This window comes from Natrinema salsiterrestre (genome assembly GCF_029502005.1).
Lineage (GTDB): Archaea > Halobacteriota > Halobacteria > Halobacteriales > Natrialbaceae > Natrinema > Natrinema salsiterrestre.
This window is the reverse complement of sequence record NZ_JAMQOT010000012.1, coordinates 38,117-55,146: the sequence shown is the minus strand read 5'-3', so window position 1 is coordinate 55,146 and position 17,030 is coordinate 38,117. Positions and strand designations below refer to the sequence as shown.

The following is a 17,030-nucleotide window of genomic DNA, read 5'->3' as shown; positions in this document are numbered from 1 at the left end:
TGTCTCTCACTCGTTGTCGTTCGGCTGACGGACGATCTCTGTGCTCGAGTCGATTCCGGCGGCTCCGTCGGTTCCGAGCGGCGCCGGCGACGCGTCGCTCGAGCCGTCCGCGTCGGACAGATAGAGTGCGCTGTTGAGTAGGCCGACATGGCTATACGCCTGCGGGAAATTACCACGCTGTTCACCGGTCTCTGGATCGACTGCCTCGGCCAGTAAGCCGAGTGGATTAGTGCGTTTGAGGACGGATTCGAAGCGGCCAATCGCTTCATCGATTCGCCCCGAGAGTGCAAGCGCAGTGACGAGCCAGAACGAGCAGACGGTAAACGGACTCGCCTTTCCGGGGAGTCCATCATCACCATGGTACCGATAGACGAGTCCGTCGTCGGTGGCCAAGCGATCGATCGTCGCATCAATTGTACCCTGCACGCGGTCGTCATTTGGTGGGAGAAGGCCAACGACTGGAACGAGAAGATTTGCTGCGTCAAGTGCATCGTCGTCGCCGAATGACCGTACGAAGCTGTTTGCGCTCTCGCTCCATCCGCGTTCAAGAATCGCCTCACGAATATCCTCGCGGCATGTCTTCCAGCGCTCGGACGGGGCTGGCACAGCATCCGCCGCGTTAGCGAGCTTGATTCCGCGATCCAGTGCCGCCCAGCACATGACTTTCGAGTAGACGTACTGCCGAGGGTCGTCTCGAGTCTCCCAGATACTGGCATCAGGCTCGTCCCATCCGTCGCAGACGTAGTCGATGAGGTCGCACATCACCGTCCAGTCGTCAGCCGTCACTGGCTCACCATAGCGGACGCTCTCGTATATCGCGAGAACTAGTTCGCCGTAGACATCGAGTTGATGTTGTTCTCGGGCTGAATTGCCGATACGAACAGGGGCTGATCCGCAATATCCCTCAAGGTGATCGAGGACCTGCTCCTCAAGGTCACCACCACCATGGAGACCGTAAACCGGCGGAAGCGCAGCGGGGTCGTGATGCCGGCAGTGGTCGAGACACAACTCGAAGTATGAGCGGGCCTCTTCGAGATGCCCGAGTTCAGACAGCGCTCGAACGGTAAAGGCCGCATCGCGGATCCAGTTGTACCGGTAGTCCCAATTGCGGACGCCGCCGAGGTCCTCGGGCAATGAGGTTGTCGGAGCTGCACATACCGCACCCGTTTCCCGGTGGATGAGGAGTTTAAGGACAAGTGAGGATCGGACTGCGAGATCATGCCATCGATCGTCGACGGGACACTCTGTCCCGTCGCAGTCATGTGCCCACTTCCGCCAGTAGTCGGTGACAGCTGCGAGCGTCTCCTGGTGCTGCGACGGCTTGAGGGGGATCGCCTCGTCATAGCCGAGCACCAACCAGCGCGTTTCGCCTCCCTCGAGCGTCGCCGTCGCATTCACTCCGTGGCCATCGGCTGATGGCGTAAGCGGTAGATCACTTGAGAGGATAGCCTGTTCGTCGCTACCGGCCGCGACGACGCCGTCAGGCGTCGGTTCGATCTCGGGTATGTCTCGCGCATAGTCAAAGCGCGGCTCGAATTCGACATCGAACTCAAGCGGGCCATCCTCGCAATCCACCTTTCGATATACCGCAGGGGGTTGGTCGCCTGATTCGGCAACCTCGGCAACGGGCATGAAATCCGTCACTGTCGCCGCGCCGCTGCCGGTCTGGAACGTCGTCTCGAGGATGTTCGTCCGGTCGCGATACCGCTGCGCTGATTCATACGTCCCCGTCGGCTGAACAGTGAAACGGCCGCCACGGTCAGCATCTAATAGCGCGGCGAAGACACTCGGCGATTCGACGTGGGGCAGCGGACACCAGTCGATCGAGCCGTCACGACCGACGAGGGCAACCGTATTTCCATCACCGATTGCACCGTACTCCTTGAGAGATTTGTACTGCATATCGAGTTAGTCTCGTGATCGCTTGTGTCAGCGGTTGTCGGACGATCCGTTAGTCATCGCCGTATCGAGTTCTCTATTTAGCCGTCATACGAAAGGTCGAGGACGACCAGCAGCAGCTTACGACGCACGTAATGCGACTCCTAAAGCTTGGTACGAGAGCTCTCCGGACGATGTCGTACCTAAACCAAGGCCGAGGATACGTAGTTCCAACAGCCAACTGCCGGTATACCAAGGGCGAATAGAGCCACGACCAGCTGGTAGCCGATCGTACCGTTACAGTCGGTCGTTGCTTTGTCATCGTGTCCCTGATTCGACCTCCGCAAGTCGATCCAGCCAAGAGAAGTCAACGCTCAAGGCTACGAATCGCAGTGAACGAGACCTCAGGCCGAAGCCATGTTTCGGCAGGTCTCTGCACATTCACGGAGGACATCTGCACAGACCTGACAGTGCTCTTCGTCGTGTTGCTCGCATTCGTCGGCACACTCCTCGCAAGCGTCAGCGGTGATCGCAGCGATGTCCGTTCTGTACCCCGAATCGCGGGCCATGAACCGAGCGTGCATAGTCACAAGATCAGCGACATCTCGACAGAGTCGCAGACAGGTAGCCATCTCTTCACCTTCGCCAGCACACTCATCCGCACACCACTCACAGGCCTGGGCGCATTCAAAGCAGCTATCGATACACTTCTGCATTTCCTCATTCTCGCTGACGTGGTCGATTTCTGTTAGTGCCATTTGCAGCCGGTCGCTTGCTGCCGATCCGTTTTGTTATCCACATCCATTGCTAAACCGGCGAAATAGTGAGGTCCAAAACTCCGTTCGGGTATGGCAGGATGTCTAATCGGTGAGGCTCAGTTTGCAGCATATTACTGCTATTGAGAGATGGTTGGTCAACACGAGCTAACTGCCTCCGGACCGTAATACGGGATTGGGTTCGTTCTCGACGGGCCGATCACTGTATCGGTGATATCTCATGCCATGGATTGAGGAGGAGCAGACGTGGAGCTAATAGCATGATCCACTCGGTCGTTCAGATGCTTAGCATTCCGCTTGTGATTATCGCCAGTACTGGGGCGGGGATATTTGCACTTCTCTCGTGGAGCATCTTCCGAAACTCGCCGTTTGGGACGGCGGTCGCCCTCCTCTCGGTCGGATTAGTAGTTTTGGCAGTATATCACGTTATGCTGTTCGCCACAGACCTTGACCCCATGGCCCTCCACGTGCTCCGAAGCGGAGCAAACACGGTTATTGCGATATTCCTCGGTCTGCTCGCACTCCGTCATCGTCAACTCCGACAGGATCGACTGACAGGTGGAAAACCATGAACGGACCTACCACCTTTGTTTGGTATAATTTGGCAGTCGGGATCATCGTTGTTCTTGAATTATACTACCTTCTTTACTTCGAGACGGCAGCGACGGCATACCGGCAGTTCGTACTCACCACTATCAGCGGGTTAGGCCTTGCAGTGATCGGCGGACCGATCACCGAACTGATCGCCCCGTCGCAGGTCCACCTTGTCCATGGGGTCGCCGCATTACTGGTCATCTTCGGACTCTATAACCCTATAACAAATGATGTTCGTACAGGAGATTGGTCTCGAGTATTACTGAATGATCCATCCCGGGTTCGCCAGCAAACTGAATGGATGGCGCCGATGGATGATGAAATTCTCAGTGTGTTCTACGACGCAAATTTGGTTCTCACCCCGTCCATTATCGCGTTCAATATTGGTTTCAGTCAGAAGGAGGTGAATCGTCGTCTGCTCGAATTAGAGGAACACGGCCTCATTGAGCGGGTCAAACGGGGCAAATATCAACTGACGGAACGCGGTGAGCAGTATCTTCATGGCCGACTTCACACTACTGCTTCAAAGCCGAATGATGAAAGTAGGATACACCATTAGCATAAGAAGAATATGGTGTTTCTAGTGTTCTGCGCTACGATTGACGCCGTCGAACTGGGAGAACGCGCGAGCGCGGTCAGGTTCCGGAATACAAGCACGTAATAGACATCTTGAACTTAGTCGAGCAGCGCTCATCCTTGAGCACCTCGAGCGATTCGCATATGGCAGTCGGGAGCCCGCCATTATCTATATATCCTACCATATCGAGATCCGATCGGGTATACTACTGCCGTTTGATGTTGATGACTTCGATCAGAAGGCAGCGTATCTTGATAATGTGACCTTCGATGAGCGTCTGGAATGCGATGTGTGTTACTCGTCGAGTTTGTAGCCGCGCGTCAGAGATTCAGTTCGATTTAGATGCTCCAAACTGACCAGGGGTTCTTGAGGAAAATACGACCACTGGATTTGTCTCTCCAATCCCATCGACCTATTTTCACCAGTCATCGGTTATGATGATGTAGAAGGAAGAAACAGCAACTAGTATACCGCCGAGTAAAGCCGTCATATCTAGTGCTACTGTGTATGCAGCGGTCATGAGCCCAAGGCCGTATCCTGTGAGTAAGATCGCTAGTACGGTGGGAGTCATTGTCCTGTCTGCCCGAACTGGTAGTTTGCTCTAGAAGGGGGATCTCGGAGACACAGATCCCCCACAGTATGCTGGCTCCGGCGAGTCAACTGTTCGAAGACCTCCCTGACCGACAGCTAGCGGCACTCCAATTAGCACTGGAACGCGGCTACTACAAACAACCGCGGAAGACCTCCCTCCGGGACCTGGCCGAACAGACAGCCGTCGCTCGTTCGACCTACGAAGAACACCTCCGGAAGGCCGAGAACAAACTCCTCACGAACGCGGGCCAGTTCTTGCGACTGGTCACTGCAACATCGACAGCTGACCCACTGGACGTAGCTAAGACTCAACAGGCCGAACACGCTGCCGACTAATCTACTAGATTACTCGGGTGGACGTTTGATATCCGAATGAGAACGTTCTAGAACGCATCAAACTATTCGTGTTCACCGCAGAGATCGGTAGATAGAGAGTATGTGGTGAGCAGATGGTGCACCAGTTTGGAATGAAACAAACAGCACTGTCTAGTTTAGCACCTCCGCTGGTGTCTGTCCGTTAAGTGATTGGTGTGGTACTTTGATTTTTCACTTGCTATACTACTGCCCTGGTTCATGATACAGAGTAGAGATGTGACGGGGTCACGAACCGTTGCAAAAGGTGGTTCATGCTACATTCAAATGAGAGTGAAGAAACAACTGTGGCGTCTGCGATTGTACGTGGCTGTATGAGTCTCTTCGAATTGACCCTCCCGCTAATCGTGCTTTTCGTTGTGTTCGGCTTGACCGTCGGTATTCTCTTCGGGTTTTTTGGGATGGGTGGCAGCTTCTTTGTCACTCCTGCGCTTCTCGTTCTTGGTCATTCTGCCCCAACTGCCGTCGGGACTGGACTCGCCTTCGTCTTTTGGACATCCCTTATTGCGACTCTCACTCACCGTGATCTCGGTCATATCGACTATCGACTCGGTCTGCTGTTGATCGTCGGGATGACAGTCGGCATTGAAATCGGGAAACGAGTACTACTGGCACTAGTCGGTTTGGGACTCGCTGATCTCGTAGTGAGCGTATTGTATGTCATACTGCTTGCAGCAGTTGGCGTGTTCGTCATCCATGACGGGCGACATCCCGCACTCGAAGAAGAGAGAACTATCGTGAGCCCATCCTCGAGAGTCCTCGAGCAAATTTCCATACCTCCGACTATTTCTTTTCGAGGAGGCACAGAGATCTCAATCTGGGTCGTGTTACTACTCGCAGTGCTCATTGGAGGCCTCTCTGGATTTCTTGGTGTCGGTGGCGGATTCTTAATGATGCCAGCACTCATGTATGGGTTAGCATTGCCAGGGGCTGTCGCCGTTGGCACAGATATCTTTCAAATCACCATTTCGAGCGCCTATGGGGCGTTCGCATACGGACAACGGGGCGCAATTCATTTCGCCATGTTGCTCCCCCTGCTTATCGGTAGTACAGTCGGAACCCAGCTCGGAGCGACGCTTACTGATCATATCGATGATACAGAACTCAGAGCGGCCTTCGGAATCATGCTACTCATAGGCAGTATTTCGGTTGCAAGTAAGACCATCAGCCATACGTACGGCATTGGACTACTGCATGATCTCAGCCTAACTCTGCTCCTCGGCGGTGCACTGGTGATGAGCATGGCAATTCTCTATTTGGGGGTACAAAACATACGCGAAGAGCGGTCGGCTGCGAGACGATAAGAGTAAATATCGATGCCAAGATAGCTATCGAGAACTTCAGCCGGATGGAACGCTAGGTACGTGACTCGTAGATGTAGCTGGGGAAGGGTAGATTCCGACGTAAATCGTCTCGTCGACGCTACCGCCACTGCCCGGAAGATTCCCAACACATCCAGTGAGACTTGCGATTCCGGCTCCGAGCGCAGTCAAGAATCTCCGACACTGTACCAATGGAGATATGATCGTGCTATGGATACTTCTCGCGGCTTAGGTTCGCACACCGCTCCTCGAACTCCTCATCGGAGAGATCGCCACGGGCGTACGCAGTGCGAACCTCCATCGCGGGATTCCGCGACGACTGCGATTCCGTCACCCGGTGGAAGACGAGGTATCCCCCACCGAGCAGAACGAGGAGGAAGACCAACTGGACGAGCATCCCAACGAGTGGCCACCAGCCACTAGTCGTACCGTACCCCCCCATCATGCCTCCGTACCCCATCATCCCGCCGAATCCCATCCCCATCGTGAGTATCGGCAGGACGATAATCACCCCGAGGATGAGGAAAACGATGGTCGTGGTGTCAATTTGATTCAATGACGACATCTATCTCAGGCCTCCGATGGGGGAGTCGAATTCGTCAGCGACGCTAGCGAGGACGTGCTCGAACCTATCGTGGACCTTGTTCGTGATCGAGCCGAGCGCCTCGTTGTCGGCGATACCGACGAGCTGTCGCGGATCGACTGCACTCACCATGACCTCGCCATCATCGGTTTCGTAGACGATAACGTTACACGGGAGGAGCGCACCGAGTTCGATCTCTTCGTTCAAGCCCTCGTGGGCCAGTCCCGGATTGCACGCCCCGAGGATGCGGTACTGTCGGAACTCCTCGCCGACCTTCTCCTTGAGCGTCGCCTACACGTCGATGTCACAGAGGACGCCGAATTCTTCGCCTTTGAGTGCGTCGATTGTCGTCTCGACTACCTGGTCGAAGTCACCGGATACTGGCTCTTGAATTGTGTACGTCATCCAATATAGTACGCTATTAGCAGACTTAAGAATGGGGCCTGGAGCGGTCGTGGCGGGTGGGTTCACCTGTGCTGGAACGGATTCCCGAAGCGTCATCCGGCCCGTTCCAGTTGCTCGCGCCACCGTTCAAACTCGTCGTCCGAGAGCTCACCGCGTGCGTAGCGGTCTCTGAGGACCGTCAGCGGCCGTTCATCGGTACCATCTCGGCCACGCCTTGCGAGCGCCAAGACGAGATAGAGCGGGATCGCGATGAGCAATTCCATCCAGAGGAGCCCCCAGAGACCCATCGTCCCGCCGAAGAGGCTCCAGCCGCCGCCCATCATGCCGCCGCCGTAGCTACCGCCACCGTGGGCGGCAGCTGTTCCGGTCGCCGCGACGAGCGGGGGGCAGCGAGTAGCGTAAGTCGACGTGCGGTGGCATCCAAGGGCCGTGTATCTCGGCGAGGATACCGCTCTCTTGACGATCAACGGCCTCGTCCACTGCGGGCGAAGTTCGAAACTCCTGCGGGATCTCGTCATCGCGCTCTATCTGTTCTACTGGCGCCGCGTGTATTGACAGGTCGACTGAACCCACCCCCATGGAGACCGCAAATGCCACGACGGCCCCACCGCGAGACGCCGTGAGCCTTTTGGTCGCATGGTTGCAACAGTAATGTGTGGAACATGCAATTGGGGGCGTGACGGTGAGCCGCAACTGGGTCGTCGGCCTCCTGACGCTCGGTGGTGGTCTCGCGGCTGCGGGGTCGAACAGCGCCTGGTTCTGGCTTCTCCCCGCGTTCGTCGTCGGGGCCGGGGCAGTGTGGGCACTGGCCGACAGTGAATCGAACGACCCCTCCGAGGCGTACGGTGATACCTCGAGCGGTTCGACGGACGAATCGGTGGCTCTAGATACTCTCAAACGGCAGTACGCAGTTGGCGAAATCGACGACACGGAGTTCGAACGCCGACTGGAGATACTGCTGGAGAACGATTCGATAGCGGACGTCGAAAAGCGAATCGACGTCGATTCCGAAACGGCGAGCGAGGCCGAACGGACTGAGGAGGAATCCACGAAACGGAGTCCCCATCACCGCCAGAAGTGCCATCGCCGTAGGAAGCACCATCACGGACGACACTGAGTAGTTGGCCAGCAGTTCCATCTCCCCTTTTTCCGTGCAGTCACTGCGAAGCGCTCGGTCTGTAATACTCCTTGAGCCACGTCGCGATTCCATCGAGGCCGGGAATAATGTTCGTTGATTTATATTCGCCTGGTCCAGTTTGTCGCGGAACTCCCGTTTGCACTTGGCGGGAATGACAATCTTCCAGTAGAGTTCCTGATTGTCTTCGAGCCACTCATTCATCCTGGACCGAGGATTGGCCATACTGGAGAAGAGTGCTGCCTAATTGACGATACACTGATCGATGGACGGTGGCTGGAAGAAGACGATGTAGCGTTGACATCAGAAGCCAGCGTCTTCGAAAGGTGTGGATTCACGAGCCGACCTTCGAGACAGCAAGTGGGGTGACCTGGACCGGGAATTATCGAGCGAGTCGGCTCCTGAGAGTCGCCAGTAATCCGGGCTGATCCCTCGCTGTCTGTTCTGTGTCTCGGGTGTCCGGTTCTTCGGTCCCCTCTTCATCCGCTTTGAGCCTCGCCGCTTCGTAGTCCGTTATCAAGTAGGGGACGTGGCGATTACATATGGGGTAGATACGACGCCTAACTACAAAACTGATCGATAGGCGCTAGCAAATGCTAGCTCTGACTCTGCCGCAGGTCGTCACTCGGATAGATACGATACGTTCGCCCCTGACGCTCGCGGTATAACAGTCCACGCTTCTCGAGGGCACTGACCGTCTGACTGACCTTGCTCTTCGAGAAGTCCGAGCGATCTCGTAATTCGATCTGTGTGATGCCGGGCGAGGAGATGACTGGTTCGAGGATACGGCGTTCATCATCCGGCAAGAGTTCCAACACACGAGCCTGTGGCTGAGACTCTGGATTGATAGCCCCGTCTGGTTGGGTGGTTCCCTCTGGCGATTCGTCACCCTCCGGATCGGTCGGATTCGCCATTTCATTCTGTGAGCGGTCGGTTACGTCTCTGCTGATGACCTCATCCCGAATCACGAGATACCCCCCACCGATGACAGCCGAGACGAGGAAGGTTTCGAGGACGTACCAAAGTGGATTTGTTCCGTGAACAGACCCCATCGACGTGCCCATCATCGATCCCATCTGGTCGAAGGCTTGCTGTTGCTGATATGCTTGCCAGCTGAGCACACCGCCGACGACGAGGACGGCGGCGACCAAGCCACCGACCACTGTATCGGCTCGCCGCCGATTCATGTCCCCCACCTTGATCCGCCGAGATACCTGCTCATGCATAAGAGTTCTCGAGACATCGCTGTACCTGTTTTGATTGGCCGAAGCAATACTCTGGGCTACCTGGCCACGATACTTGGTATCGAGACATGACGGTTAGTGATCCTCATGGTTCTGGGAAGCTCCCGTCCCAGAAACCTGTGGGTGCTGATGTGCAAATTTGGATGGGTGCTTCTCGAACGATTGCTTGCACCGGTTCGAACAGAAGTAGTACGTCTCGCCGTCGTGGGTGAGACTCGGCCCGCTATCATCGGTCCGCATCCCACAGACCGGGTCACGATATTGGCCGGGGGCACCCAATCCTCGGCGGTAGACGTAGAGGAGGAAGCCAGAGAGTGCGAACGCGATTATGTTGAGGTAGAAGGTGTAGTTGAGCTCGAAGTACGTCTGTTCGGACGCTGTCTGCCCGCCAGCGAGGTTCGGGATTATGTCGAGCGCCGCGAACAGTTGCTCCATGAGGAAGCCGGTAAAGGCCATCGTGACGAAGAAGACGCCAAGGATGTACAGCATCACTTTCCAGCCGTAGTACTTCCGGTAGACGTTCAGGACTGGAATCGTGATGAGATCGGCGTAGACGAACGCGATGACTCCGGCGAAGCTGACACCGCCGCCCCACAATGCGACGGCAAACGGGACGTTGCCGATGCTCCCAACGAAGCTGATAACGGCGATCGTCACTCCCATGATGGCGTTCTCGGCGCTGACGAGTAGTCCGTCGCCCTGGAGGAACAGCGTGTTCCACACCCGCTGGGGGACGAAGACGATGACGAACCCCGAAATGAGAAAGCCCGCGATGACGTCCGTCCAGATCATCGACCACTCCTTGCGATACTGATTCCCGATTTTGTACCACCCGCCCCACGAGAGGAGTTCATTTTGCCAGCCGCCGCTACTTGCGGCTTCCTGCTGGTAGGTCTCCATACAGCCCTTCGAGCAGAACTTCAGCGTCTCGCTACCGTCGGTCACCAGCGAGTACTCGTCTTTGCCTTCCATTCCGCAGGTCGGGTCCTCGGTGGTTCCCTGCTCGTGGTCGTGTTGATTCAGTTCCTGCCGGACTTGCTCGAACAGATTCTCGGGGAGCGTCAGATGGACGAGCAGTGCCATCACGGCGATGAGGATGACGCCACCGAGGAGTTCTGCGACGAGGAACTCCCACCCGAGGAGAATCAGAATCATCAGACCCAACTCCACGATGAGGTTCGTCGACGCGAACATGAACGCGAGGAAGTTCACTGTATGCGCTCCCTTCTTGAACAATCCTTTCCCGATGGCGACGGCCCCGAAGCTACACCCACTACTCGCAGCGCCGAACAGTGTCGCCTTTGTGAGTCCACTCAGGTTCCCCTCTCCGAGAACGTTGGCCATCCGCTCTTTCGAGACGTAGACCTGGACGAGACTCGTGATGGCGAGCCCCATAATAATCGCCCACGCGGCTGTCCAGAGAAATCCAATACCGATCCGTAGCGATTCGAGAATCCCCTCGACGAGCGCGGCCTGCATATGTACACCATCGCAGGCATCGTCTTTGTCGATTGCGCTTACAAATCAAAAACAGGGGGCGTCACTTACCCATAGAATCAAAATCGTGAGCTGGCTTCGACTGGGTTCGCCGCATCGCACGGGGACAAACGACTGCGAGGGGAGCGTATGCGGTTCACTGTTCGGGTCTAATACTGTCTGAAACCGCTGCCCCCACGAACTCCGGGTTACTCAGAGCGAGCGTGCATACGGGAATACATACCCATCAGATTGAGCAGACCAGCAATCGGGAGTGATGGCCATACTCATTGGTCGGTTTCGATTCGAAGATTTCTCGCCCTGATATCCGCCCCTTAATAAGCACAATTGTAATAAATTATGAATGAATCATTCTAGCTGCACTATGGCAACGACAGAAACCCTCGAAACGGAAATCTGGGGCCGTCCCGTCACGTTCGACTACTCCGAGCACTGGGTCGGATACTCACTGTTCCTCCTTCGCATCGTGATGGGGTGGACGCTCTTTCAGGGCGGCGTCACGAAGCTCGTCACGTATCTGGACGCCAACCCGGAGAACAACTGGACTGCCGCTGGTTTCCTGATGAACGCCGTCCCGGAAGGTAATCCGCTGATGGGATTCTGGGGGAGTATGGCTGGGAACCCACTCATCGACCAGCTCAATATGTGGGGGCTCACGTTGACCGGACTCGCACTTATCTTGGGTGCGTTCGTCCGTTGGAGCGCCTTCTGGGGTGCGGTGATGATGCTGTTCTACTGGCTCGCGTCGCTGACCGGCGGGCTTCTGGCAGGGCTTCCTGTCGCCCACGGGTGGGTCGTCGACGACCACATCGTGTACGCCGTCCTCCTGTTCGGGCTGGGCGCGTTCGGTGCTGGGCGGATTCTCGGGCTGGATGCCTATCTCGAAGACCTTGAGATCGTGCAGTCCAATCCGTGGCTCCGGTACTTGCTCGGGTGATTCGAAAGGAAGCCTCGAAAACGTCCTCCTGTACCGTTTTCGTATGTCGACGAAACGTCGGTGGTCCCCTTCGACGGGCGTTTGCTTTCGAATCGTAACGACAATCGCATTGAACCATGCCGACGTATTACTAGACATGAGCACGACTACCAGCAACACCGCAAACCGTACTGACCAAGCTGAGGATGCAGTCCGAGAACTGAACGCGATTGCACTCGGGGCATCCGGAGCGATCGTCGCAGCAGCCGTGATGCTACTGCTCGGTGTCTTCGGTGCTGTCGGAGTGTACGAGGGTGCGGTAGCGATGATGGAACAGTGGCACCTGTTCTTCGAACCGACCGTCGTCGGAACGGTGGCGGGCATGGTCGAGGCAACTGTCATTAGCTTCGTTCTCGTGTACGCCTTCGCGTGGTTGTACAACGCGCTCGCACGGTGAGCGAAGGAAAAATGAGAGCGTGGAGAGACCACCATGTATGTCACTGACAAAGCCGAAATCGTCATCGACGCATCGCCCGAGGAGATCTGGGACTACGTAACTGACCCCGTCCACTGGACGGCATCGAACCCCGAGGAACACTACGGACTCGAATACGACACACCCGATAATCGCCCACAAGAGGGGGCGACATTCCACCAGGCGGAAGAAGTCGCTGGGATGTACGCCGATCTGCACGGCCGATTTCAGTACATCGATCATCCACACGTGGCGGTCTGGACTGGGACAGCGTACTATCCACTCCTTCGTGGACTTGTCACCGTTCGAATCCCCGAAGGTGGTACGATTCGGCTCGAAGAGACTGAGGATGGAACCCGGATGTCACACGCCGTCTGGATGGACTTCCCGAATAACCGCCGGGGCCGGTTGCTAAAGCGGCTCTTTACCACCGTTCTTGACGGGAAGGCCAAGCTCTACGACCACACCAACAAGGAGCTCGTCTTCTTCAAGGAACGCATCGAGTCGACAGCCCATAAGCCCCCAAAACCGACGGACGAGAGTCCGTAGCAACATCAACGCACTCATCCAACCATGTATACCGACATCCTCATCCCGACTGATGGCAGCGATAACGTCGAGCCCGCAATCCAATACGGACTTGAGCTCGCTCGCCGATACGACGCAACTGTCCACGCGCTCCACGTCGTCGACAGTTCGCCCATCGAGCGAAAGCTGGAACTGACCACGCTGGAAACCGACCTGGAGACACTCCCAGACATGTGGTATGATGCTGGCGATGCCGCCACCCAGCAGATCGAAACTCGAGCTGCAGAACATGGTCTCGACGCAGTAACTGAGGTTCGCCGTGGCATTCCAGCGCGTGAAATTCGCTCCTACATCACCGATATCGGGATCGACCTCGTCTGTATGGGAACCCGAGGACACACCGGTCTCGACCGAGTCCTGCTCGGCAGTGTAACGACCCGAATCGTCCGTACTGTCGATATCCCCGTGCTTAGTGTCAAAGCGAAGCCGGCGCTATCAGAATCTGAAACCCAGGGCGGCTTTGAGCATATTCTCGTCCCGACTGATGGGAGTAAGCCCGCACGAGAGGCAGTCGCTCACGCTCTTGATTTGGCTTGGACGTACGATGCGACACTTCATGTCCTCTACGTTGTGGATAGAGGTGCCTACGCGTCTCGTCCGGGATGGACGTGGGACGAACTGCAGCAAGTACTGGAGCAAAACGGAGAGACTATCGTCGAAGACGTCCAGTCCCGGGCAGCTGCCGACGGTGTTTCAGTCGCTGCTGAGATCACTCACGGCGTTCCTCACCAGGCAATAGAAGAATACTGCAATCAAAACGGGATAGATCTCGTCGTGATGGGAACACACGGACGGTCCGGTCTTTCACGACGGCTCATCGGGAGTGTGACCGAGCGGGTTCTCCGGAACTCGGATGAGCCAGTGTTGACTATTCGAGGAGTGTAGACGCGGCTTGAGCTACCGGCGAAGCGAGATGAGGAGGACCACGAATCCGAGCCCGATGGCGACCGATTCGATGATGTGGACAAGAGCGAGATCAAGCCCCCCGAACTCGAACAATACTCCTTCAATGAACACACCAAGAGTGATGATTCCAAAGCCAATTGCAGCATTTCGCATATAGTACGCACCCGTTCGTCGATACGCCTCGAAACTGTAGTACGTGATCAGGATACCGAGTGCGAGTACGAGCAAGCGGACGCCGATCAGAACCGCCGTCGTTGTCGCGACCACCCGATTACTCCTCCACTTCCTTGGTGTCGCGTCCGTATAGCGCGTACAGGACACAGAGCATACCGACAGCCACGATGATGGTCGCTACCGTACCCGAGTCTGAGAGTGTGAGTCCGACCACGTCGAACAAGAGACCCTCGATGACGGCCCCGAAACTGATGAAGACGAAGCCAATCGCGACATAGAGCAGTGGTCGGCTGTTGTTCCGACGGTAGCCCCGGTACGCCTGATAGGCGATCAGGAATCCCAGAACCATTGTAACGAGCTTTGCAACGATGAGTCCAGGGTGCATGGTTATTCGTTCCTCATATTATCCCAAATGCGCGTAAAGCGGTCGGCGGCGTCTTCTCGAAGTTCGATACGGACGTCGAAGCCAGACTCGAGAAGTCGGACGTCAACGCGATCGAGCTGGGCCTCATATTCGCTGTAGTGGTGACCGTCCGGATCGATATGCGTTCGCTCGATAAGCAGGTCGTACTCCAGTAATGTGTTGACCCGTCTGGAAACCGTCGAGACAGACATATCGCACACTTCGCTGAGTTCCTTGGCGGACATCTGTTTCTGGCGAGTCGCCTCGAGGATTGCGCGTGCATAGTCGTCGTCAAGGATTTCGAGGATCCCCGAGATGTCTCGCTCCTCACTCACAGTCCGTGATGTTGTGAAAGAGTATATAAAGAAACGCCGATTTGCTGACCCAGCAAATCTGCTTTCCGGTCTATATCCACCGAGTGTGTAGGTTCACGTGTAAGGTGACCGATTCCATGACCGACTCACTCACGCGTCGACGGATGCTTCAGCTGACTGGCGGTACGGCAGTCGTTGGGCTTGCCGGTTGCACCGGAACGCAGAATAACGACGGCGGAGGGGCGAACGGAACGCCGACCGAGAGCGGACAAGACGACACCAGCACGGAGTCCGGCCATAGCGACGAGGAGGATGGCCACGACGAGGCGGTCGGGGCGCCGTCCGATACGGCCGAAGTGAACATGATTACCGAGGACGGGGGCTACCACTTCGAGCCACACGTCGTGCGGGTGAACGTCGGTGGGACCGTGACCTGGCACAACGAGAGCGGGAGCCACTCGACGACCGCGTACCACTCCGACAATGACCAGCCCCAGCTCGTCCCCGATGGAGCGGCGGCCTGGGACAGTGGTCTCTATACCGAACAGGGCGCAACGTTCGAACACACGTTCGAGACCGAGGGCGTCTACCACTACTACTGTACGCCCCACGAGAGCCTCGGCATGATTGGGAGCGTCATCGTCGGCGAACCGGATCCCCACGAGCAGGTCGCCTTGGAAGACCCGCCGGCTGACAAGCCCGAGCGCGTTCGCGAGAAGCTCGAAGAACTGAACGGGATGGTCAGCACAGCTCTCGGCGACGACCACGAGTGAACACGCGTCGTTCCGTCGATGAGTGATCGGTAGCTGACACGCGATTTTCGTCCCCTAAATCCTCCTCGTGTTTCTGTTTGTACGACTAGGCGAGTATATTGTAGCCGACGTGTGCAAGTGCGAGGCCGAGATAGCCGAGGACGAGCAGCGCCACGGTTCGCCGAGAGAGCGACGGGATTCCAATCGGTTCGTTTCCGTGAATCCGTTCTCCGAGCGCGTACACGAACCGCCCGGCGAGCAGCGCAAACGGGATATGTACGAACACCAGCGGAAGGAATAGCGAATCGAATCGGACCGTCGCCTCTAGCTGCGCCAAGTACTCGAGTTTGAGCAGTACTTCGAGTCCAGCGACAGTGAATCCGGACGCCACGGTAGCAAGCAATCCCTCGGTTTTCGAGAGGAGTCGTCCCCGCCAGTAACTCCAGCCGTAGAACGTGAGAATCAGTGGGAGGAAGCGAACGAGTGCTTCCTCGATGAGCCCAACCAGTAGTGGCCACGTCATGTTCGTCGTCGCCTGAAGCAGAGCGAGTTCGAGCAGATAGGCGAGCCAGACGCCGACACCGGTCACGATAGCACTCACGACTGTAATGCCAAGGAGTGACCGATATCGATACGTCATATTTCACGAGAGGCGTATTCTGATACTCGGGGAGCAATCGGCATAGGCGTACCCGTTCTGGGAGGACATTGTTCCTCGAAGAGGCTTTATTACTGTGTGACTGTTAATCAATACCACGACGTTCGATAGGCCCATAGTACAGTATCATGGCTTCCGATGACTCCACCGCGACCCAGCTCCCTTCCGATTCGGAAAGCGATGTCATTGGTCGGATCGAAGACGAGATTCTGTCACGGCGCGGATTCCTTGTCGGACTCGCCACCGGTGGTGTCGGAGGTGCTGGAGCAGTTCTCGGTCTCACACGCTCCGACGAGGGGTTTCAATCGCTGGCGACGCTTGCCGGTGGGGCGACGCTTCCCGCCATGGTACAGTATTATCTTCCAGCAGTCGATTCGTCTGGCGAGGGCCTCATACTCCCGGTCAAGTTTGCGTTTTCGGAGGGTGATGGTGAGTTGTTTGTCGATGTGGGCGACGTTGAGGTCCGTCACGATTTACAGCTCGCACTCCGGGAGGCGACGGAGACGGCGACGCGTCTCACTGGCCGTTCGCTCGCGGGAACGTCGATACGAGTCACGTTCGATCCTCCCGACTCAGAGGTACTCGCACTCGGCGGGAAAAGCTGGGAAGCGGGCCTCACGGTCGCACTAGTCGCTAGCCTCCGGAGACAGTCCCCTCCACGAACGAAGCTGATAACCGGCGTTGTGAACGACGAAGGAGTGTTGCTTCCTGTCGGTAAAATCGGAGCGAAGGCCCGTGCAGCACGAGCATTGGGAGCGACGGAACTGATCGTTTCTGACGACACACCGTCAGACGTGACGGTTCAGGGGATTCGAGTCGTTGAAGTCGCGTCGATCGGGGATGCACTCGATCGTATTTTGTAACCTTCCA

At 56.6% G+C, this 17,030-nt stretch carries 21 protein-coding genes and 2 pseudogenes; 12 read left to right on the top strand and 11 right to left on the bottom strand.

The features are described from left to right. Positions 1-6: 6 nt before the first annotated feature. Together NDI89_RS21565 and NDI89_RS21560 are read right to left on the bottom strand one after the other, a co-directional pair. Positions 7-1,902 carry a glycoside hydrolase family 15 protein gene (locus NDI89_RS21565; RefSeq protein ID WP_277524717.1) on the bottom strand — a complete coding sequence of 632 codons (1,896 nt, stop codon included), beginning with the start codon at positions 1,900-1,902 and terminating at the stop codon, positions 7-9. 380 nt (positions 1,903-2,282) lie between these two features. Next, positions 2,283-2,636 carry a four-helix bundle copper-binding protein gene (locus NDI89_RS21560; protein ID WP_277524716.1) on the bottom strand — a complete coding sequence of 118 codons (354 nt, stop codon included), beginning with the start codon at positions 2,634-2,636 and terminating at the stop codon, positions 2,283-2,285. Positions 2,637-2,914: 278 nt separating this feature from the next. On the opposite strand from NDI89_RS21560, the gene NDI89_RS21555 reads away from it, so the two are divergent. The 4 genes and pseudogenes from NDI89_RS21555 (at position 2,915) to NDI89_RS21540 (ending at position 6,092) form a co-directional block, all read left to right on the top strand. Next, positions 2,915-3,226, top strand: coding sequence for a hypothetical protein (locus NDI89_RS21555; protein ID WP_277524715.1), 312 nt, complete (start codon positions 2,915-2,917; stop codon positions 3,224-3,226). Further along, on the top strand, positions 3,223-3,807 hold the full coding sequence (locus NDI89_RS21550) for a winged-helix domain-containing protein (protein WP_277524714.1): 585 nt from the start codon (positions 3,223-3,225) through the stop codon (positions 3,805-3,807). The genes NDI89_RS21555 and NDI89_RS21550 overlap by 4 nt, the downstream gene beginning before the upstream one ends. Before the next feature lie 630 nt (positions 3,808-4,437). Continuing rightward, positions 4,438-4,752 (top strand): annotated as a pseudogene (locus NDI89_RS21545) (helix-turn-helix domain-containing protein); the annotation flags it as partial. A 350-nt stretch (positions 4,753-5,102) separates the two neighbouring features. After that, the gene (locus NDI89_RS21540; protein WP_277524713.1) at positions 5,103-6,092 is read left to right on the top strand and encodes a sulfite exporter TauE/SafE family protein; all 990 of its coding nucleotides are present in this window, start codon (positions 5,103-5,105) and stop codon (positions 6,090-6,092) included. A gap of 226 nt (positions 6,093-6,318) precedes the next feature. On the opposite strand, the gene NDI89_RS21535 is transcribed toward NDI89_RS21540, so the two are convergent. From NDI89_RS21535 to NDI89_RS21525, 3 genes and pseudogenes are all read right to left on the bottom strand, one after another. After that, positions 6,319-6,675, bottom strand: a complete 357-nt coding sequence (locus NDI89_RS21535) for an SHOCT domain-containing protein (protein ID WP_277524712.1) — start codon at positions 6,673-6,675, stop codon at positions 6,319-6,321. After that, positions 6,676-7,098, bottom strand: a pseudogene (locus NDI89_RS21530) (DUF302 domain-containing protein). Between the two features lie 92 nt (positions 7,099-7,190). After that, the gene (locus NDI89_RS21525; RefSeq protein WP_277524711.1) at positions 7,191-7,421 is read right to left on the bottom strand and encodes an SHOCT domain-containing protein; all 231 of its coding nucleotides are present in this window, start codon (positions 7,419-7,421) and stop codon (positions 7,191-7,193) included. Positions 7,422-7,506: 85 nt separating this feature from the next. Here NDI89_RS21525 and NDI89_RS21520 point away from each other — a divergent pair, with 85 nt between their 5' ends. Further along, positions 7,507-7,653, top strand: a complete 147-nt coding sequence (locus tag NDI89_RS21520; RefSeq protein ID WP_277524710.1) for a hypothetical protein — start codon at positions 7,507-7,509, stop codon at positions 7,651-7,653. Positions 7,654-7,753: 100 nt separating this feature from the next. Further along, the gene (locus tag NDI89_RS21515; protein WP_277524709.1) at positions 7,754-8,215 is read left to right on the top strand and encodes an SHOCT domain-containing protein; all 462 of its coding nucleotides are present in this window, start codon (positions 7,754-7,756) and stop codon (positions 8,213-8,215) included. 614 nt (positions 8,216-8,829) lie between these two features. Here the strand turns inward: NDI89_RS21515 and NDI89_RS21510 are convergent. Together NDI89_RS21510 and NDI89_RS21505 are read right to left on the bottom strand one after the other, a co-directional pair. Next, on the bottom strand, positions 8,830-9,420 hold the full coding sequence (locus NDI89_RS21510) for a helix-turn-helix transcriptional regulator (RefSeq protein WP_345781987.1): 591 nt from the start codon (positions 9,418-9,420) through the stop codon (positions 8,830-8,832). Between the two features lie 132 nt (positions 9,421-9,552). Beyond that, positions 9,553-10,956 (bottom strand): permease, encoded by a 1,404-nt coding sequence (locus tag NDI89_RS21505; RefSeq protein ID WP_277524707.1) that lies wholly within the window; start codon positions 10,954-10,956, stop codon positions 9,553-9,555. Positions 10,957-11,338: 382 nt separating this feature from the next. Between NDI89_RS21505 and NDI89_RS21500 the strand changes: the two genes are divergently transcribed. From NDI89_RS21500 to NDI89_RS21485, 4 genes are all read left to right on the top strand, one after another. After that, on the top strand, positions 11,339-11,911 hold the full coding sequence (locus tag NDI89_RS21500) for a DoxX family protein (protein ID WP_103428182.1): 573 nt from the start codon (positions 11,339-11,341) through the stop codon (positions 11,909-11,911). A gap of 136 nt (positions 11,912-12,047) precedes the next feature. After that, positions 12,048-12,347 (top strand): hypothetical protein, encoded by a 300-nt coding sequence (locus tag NDI89_RS21495; RefSeq protein WP_246058030.1) that lies wholly within the window; start codon positions 12,048-12,050, stop codon positions 12,345-12,347. A 33-nt stretch (positions 12,348-12,380) separates the two neighbouring features. Next, the gene (locus tag NDI89_RS21490; protein ID WP_142980802.1) at positions 12,381-12,914 is read left to right on the top strand and encodes an SRPBCC family protein; all 534 of its coding nucleotides are present in this window, start codon (positions 12,381-12,383) and stop codon (positions 12,912-12,914) included. Between the two features lie 24 nt (positions 12,915-12,938). Continuing rightward, on the top strand, positions 12,939-13,838 hold the full coding sequence (locus NDI89_RS21485; RefSeq protein ID WP_277524706.1) for a universal stress protein: 900 nt from the start codon (positions 12,939-12,941) through the stop codon (positions 13,836-13,838). Between the two features lie 12 nt (positions 13,839-13,850). On the opposite strand, the gene NDI89_RS21480 is transcribed toward NDI89_RS21485, so the two are convergent. The 3 genes from NDI89_RS21480 to NDI89_RS21470 are packed head-to-tail and all read right to left on the bottom strand — an operon-like array spanning position 13,851 to position 14,771. Further along, positions 13,851-14,126: a DUF7521 family protein gene (locus NDI89_RS21480; protein WP_277524705.1), complete on the bottom strand. Its 276-nt coding sequence runs from the start codon at positions 14,124-14,126 to the stop codon at positions 13,851-13,853. Positions 14,127-14,130: 4 nt separating this feature from the next. Next, a complete protein-coding gene (locus NDI89_RS21475) occupies positions 14,131-14,418 on the bottom strand; it encodes a DUF7521 family protein (protein ID WP_277524704.1) in 288 nt (95 codons plus the stop codon). A gap of 2 nt (positions 14,419-14,420) precedes the next feature. Continuing rightward, on the bottom strand, positions 14,421-14,771 hold the full coding sequence (locus tag NDI89_RS21470; RefSeq protein WP_277524703.1) for an ArsR/SmtB family transcription factor: 351 nt from the start codon (positions 14,769-14,771) through the stop codon (positions 14,421-14,423). 116 nt (positions 14,772-14,887) lie between these two features. Here NDI89_RS21470 and NDI89_RS21465 point away from each other — a divergent pair, with 116 nt between their 5' ends. Beyond that, on the top strand, positions 14,888-15,523 hold the full coding sequence (locus NDI89_RS21465) for a cupredoxin domain-containing protein (RefSeq protein WP_277524702.1): 636 nt from the start codon (positions 14,888-14,890) through the stop codon (positions 15,521-15,523). An 85-nt stretch (positions 15,524-15,608) separates the two neighbouring features. On the opposite strand, the gene NDI89_RS21460 is transcribed toward NDI89_RS21465, so the two are convergent. Further along, positions 15,609-16,103 carry a hypothetical protein gene (locus tag NDI89_RS21460; RefSeq protein WP_245781401.1) on the bottom strand — a complete coding sequence of 165 codons (495 nt, stop codon included), beginning with the start codon at positions 16,101-16,103 and terminating at the stop codon, positions 15,609-15,611. A gap of 185 nt (positions 16,104-16,288) precedes the next feature. On the opposite strand from NDI89_RS21460, the gene NDI89_RS21455 reads away from it, so the two are divergent. Then, complete coding sequence (locus NDI89_RS21455) at positions 16,289-17,023, top strand: twin-arginine translocation signal domain-containing protein (RefSeq protein WP_115819524.1); 735 nt, start codon at positions 16,289-16,291, stop codon at positions 17,021-17,023. Positions 17,024-17,030 lie beyond the last annotated feature (7 nt).